Origin of the sequence: Mycobacterium sp. (genome assembly GCF_035603715.1) — a bacterium.
GTDB lineage: Bacteria > Actinomycetota > Actinomycetes > Mycobacteriales > Mycobacteriaceae > Mycobacterium.
The window spans coordinates 1-3254 of sequence record NZ_DATNJW010000075.1 but is presented as its reverse complement, the minus strand read 5'-3'; the positions used below and the strand labels follow the sequence as shown (position 1 = coordinate 3254).

The 3254-nt window shown below is 66.1% G+C and carries 5 protein-coding genes; all 5 read right to left on the bottom strand.

What is annotated here, in order from left to right; all coding sequences use genetic code 11:
- The coding region (locus tag VN856_RS03090) for a TM2 domain-containing protein (protein ID WP_325686037.1) at positions 1–311 on the bottom strand (311 nt) is incomplete at its 3' end.
- Between the two features lie 79 nt (positions 312–390).
- The gene (mutM, locus tag VN856_RS03085; RefSeq protein ID WP_325686035.1) at positions 391–1251 is read right to left on the bottom strand and encodes a DNA-formamidopyrimidine glycosylase; all 861 of its coding nucleotides are present in this window, start codon (positions 1249–1251) and stop codon (positions 391–393) included.
- Positions 1252–1950: a ribonuclease III gene (rnc, locus tag VN856_RS03080; protein WP_325686033.1), complete on the bottom strand. Its 699-nt coding sequence runs from the start codon at positions 1948–1950 to the stop codon at positions 1252–1254.
- Positions 1943–2530: a DUF177 domain-containing protein gene (locus tag VN856_RS03075; RefSeq protein WP_325686031.1), complete on the bottom strand. Its 588-nt coding sequence runs from the start codon at positions 2528–2530 to the stop codon at positions 1943–1945. Before VN856_RS03075 ends, rnc begins: the two co-directional genes overlap by 8 nt.
- Before the next feature lie 52 nt (positions 2531–2582).
- On the bottom strand, positions 2583–3254 hold a 672-nt coding region (gene sepIVA / locus VN856_RS03070; protein WP_325686029.1), incomplete at its 5' end, for a cell division protein SepIVA.

Below are 3254 nucleotides of genomic sequence, written 5' to 3'. Positions count from 1 at the left end.
CCGCCGATACCGAGGGTAAGAAAGGTCACCGCGATCTGGGCAAGGCCGATACCGGTATAGCCGAGATAGAACCGACCGACACCGAATCCGCCCAGGAACAGCTCGAGCAGCCCAGCTGTGAGCTTGCTCTTGTCTGACAGGGGTTGACCGTGGGCGTCCACGTAGGGTCCGTAGGGCGGATGGGGCACCCCTGGTTGGCCGCTGGTCGGATACGGCGCTTGCCAGCCGGGATACCCGCCCTGGTGGGGTGGATACGGGCCGGCTGGCGTTGGCGGATATTCAAACGGGCGGGGTTGTTCAGGCTCGGTCATGCGCCTGATGATGACGCAAATACGCAGACGAGTCTTGCGGTCGCCACACTTTGCCCCTCGATTAGCTCAACTCCGCAGGTCAGCTTCGCGGCCGCGGCTGACAACGGGGGCAATAGAACGACGAGCGGTTCATGAACTTCTCGCGGCGGATGACCGCTCCGCAGCGCTTGCACGGCTTGTCTTCGCGGCCATAGACATTCAGCGACCGGTCGAAGTAGCCGGATTGGCCATTGACGTTGACGTACAGCGAGTCGAAGGACGTGCCACCCTGCGCCAGCGCGTCGCGCATCACCTCTGCGGCGGCCTCCAGCACGGCCGTCAGCTGCTTGCGGGTCAGGGCCTCGGCCAGCCGTGCGCCGTTGACCTTCGCCCGCCACAGCGCCTCGTCGGCGTAGATGTTGCCGATTCCCGACACCACGGTCTGGTCGAGCAGCTGGCGCTTGATCTCAGAGTGCTTGCGCCGCAACACCTTCACCACAGCATCGATGTCGAAGCGCGGGTCCAGCGGATCGCGTGCCAAGTGCGCAACGGGCACCGGAACCACGCTGCCGTCGACGGCGACCAGGTCGGCCAACAGCCAGCCGCCGAACGTCCGCTGGTCGACGAAACTCAGCGTGGTGCCGTCGTCGAGGAGCGCGGCGATGCGCAGATGACCGGCGTTGGGGACGTCTCCCAGCAGCATCTGTCCGCTCATGCCGAGGTGCACGACCAGCGCTTGGTCGACGCCGCTCGGCCCGTCCAGGGTGAGCCATAGATACTTGCCCCGTCGGTCGCTGCCGGTGATCCGGGCGTCCAGCAGCCGCGCGGTCAGGTCGGCAGGGCCGGCCTCGTGGCGGCGGACGGCGCGGGGATGGTGCACTCGCACGGCGGTGATGGTCTTGCCCACAACGTGGGCCTGCAATCCGCGCCGCACCACCTCGACTTCGGGTAGCTCGGGCATCTAGCCGGCGGGTTCCCCGGTTACGGCGGCACCGAGCTGGTCCAACGCCTGGCACGCCATTTCGGCGGCCTTCTGCTCGGCTTCTTTCTTGGTCCGACCGATTCCGGACCCATAGCTGGTCTCCATCACGACGACCACCGCGGTGAATTCTCGCTGATGATCGGGACCGGTCGAGGTGACCTGATAGGACACCAGGCCAAGGCCGCGGGCCGCGGCCAATTCCTGCAGGCTGGTCTTCCAATCCAAAAGGCCACCGGCGTCCAGCAATTCACTGAACAAGCGCAGAATCACCTTCCGGGCGGCTTCGATGCCGTGGTGCAAATAGATCGCGCCGAGCAGCGACTCCAGGCTGTCGGCGAGGATGCTGGATTTGTTCGTCCCGCCAGATTTCAGCTCGCCACGCCCCAGCAGCAGGTGCGCGCCGAGCCCGTCGTCGGTCAGCGAACGCGCCACTTCGGCCAGCGCCTGCGTATTGACCACGCCTGCACGCATTTTCGCCAGATCACTCTCCGGACACTCGGGGTGCCGGTGGAACAGTTCGTCGGTCACGGTCAGACCCAGGACGGCGTCGCCCAGAAATTCCAGGCGTTCGTTGGTCGGCAGGCCGCCGTGTTCGTACGCATAGCTGCGGTGGGTCAGCGCCAGCGTCAACAACTCGTCGGGTAGATCGACCTCAAGGGCGTCGAGCAGATCACTCATTGCCGGCTCCGTCCTTCTCGGAGCCCAGCATGGTCGCGAGTTTGGCCCAGCGCGGGTCGATTTCGTCGTGATGATGGTCGGGTTCGGCGGTCGCCAGCGCGACACCGCAAGTAGGACACAGCCCCGGGCAGTCGGTTCGGCACACCGGCGAGAACGGCAACTCCAGGCCAACCGCGTCCACGATCGGCTGTCGCAGGTCGACGAAGTCGTTGACGACCCGGCCGACCTCGTCCTCCTCGGTGGTCGCTTCGGTGAGGCTGTCCGGATAGGCGAATAGCTCGGTCAAATCGACGTCAATGCGCTCGGTGAACGGCGTCAAGCAGCGTGAACATTCGCCCGTGAGCGGTGCCGACAGCGTCCCGCTGACCAGGACGCCTTCCGACACCGACTCGACGCGAAGGTCGAGGTCCAAGGGTGCGCCGGGCGCAATTCCGATCATTTCCAGACCGATGCGCGCGGGGCTGGCCACCGTCTCGTGCATGGCAAACATCGATCCCGGGCGCCGTCCCAACCGTGCGATGTTGACGACGAGCGGCGAACCGGGGTCCGGATGTTCGGTGTGGTGGTGCTTCCGGGCCATGTCCGCAATTCTACGGGCGGGCTACCAACCGCCTCGCCCGCTGGTAGGACTGCTACCGCTGTGCGTAGTCGTGTACGCCGGCCGCCGTGCGCAGTTGATGGCGGCCACGGTTGACCGAGCGCAGGGTGGTGTTGAGGTGCTCCTCGAACTCGGCGAGCTTGCTGTCGACATAGATGTCGCATTCGCCGCGCAGCCGGTCGGCCTCCACGTGGGCGGCGTCGATCAGCCGGGCCGACTCGGCGTTGGCCGACTGCACGACTTCGGTCTGCGACACCAGGCGCTGCTGTTCTTTGATGCCCTCTTGAACGGCTTTCTCGTAGGAGATGTTGCCGTTCTCGACGAGCCGGTCGGCTTCGGCCTTGGCCCGGCCGGTGGCGGCCTCGAATTCGCGTTTCGCCGCCGCGGCGATGCGAGTGGACTCCTCGCGCGCCTCGCCAACCATCCGTTCGCTGTGCTGACGTGCCTCCCCGACCATCCGGTCGGCCTGCGCCTTTGCGTCGGCCAGGATCCGGTCGGCTTCCGACCGGGCGTGATTGAGCAGGGCGTCCGACTCGCTGGTCGCCGAGGACATCACGGAGTCGGAGTGCGTCTTGGCTTCGTGCAGCAGCGAGTCGCGGGCGTCCAGCACATCCTGGGCGTCGTCGAGCTCGCCGGGAATCGCGTCCTTGATGTCGTCGATCAGTTCGAGCACGTCGCCACGAGGCACAACACAGCCCGCCGTCAT

What these genes read in the sequence shown, in the direction of transcription:
- VN856_RS03075 (WP_325686031.1), bottom strand. Translation starts at nt 2,530, where the DNA reads ATGGCCCGGAAGCACCACCACACCGAACATCCGGACCCCGGTTCGCCG.
- mutM (WP_325686035.1), bottom strand. Translation starts at nt 1,251, where the DNA reads ATGCCCGAGCTACCCGAAGTCGAGGTGGTGCGGCGCGGATTGCAGGCC.
- rnc (WP_325686033.1), bottom strand. Translation starts at nt 1,950, where the DNA reads ATGAGTGATCTGCTCGACGCCCTTGAGGTCGATCTACCCGACGAGTTG.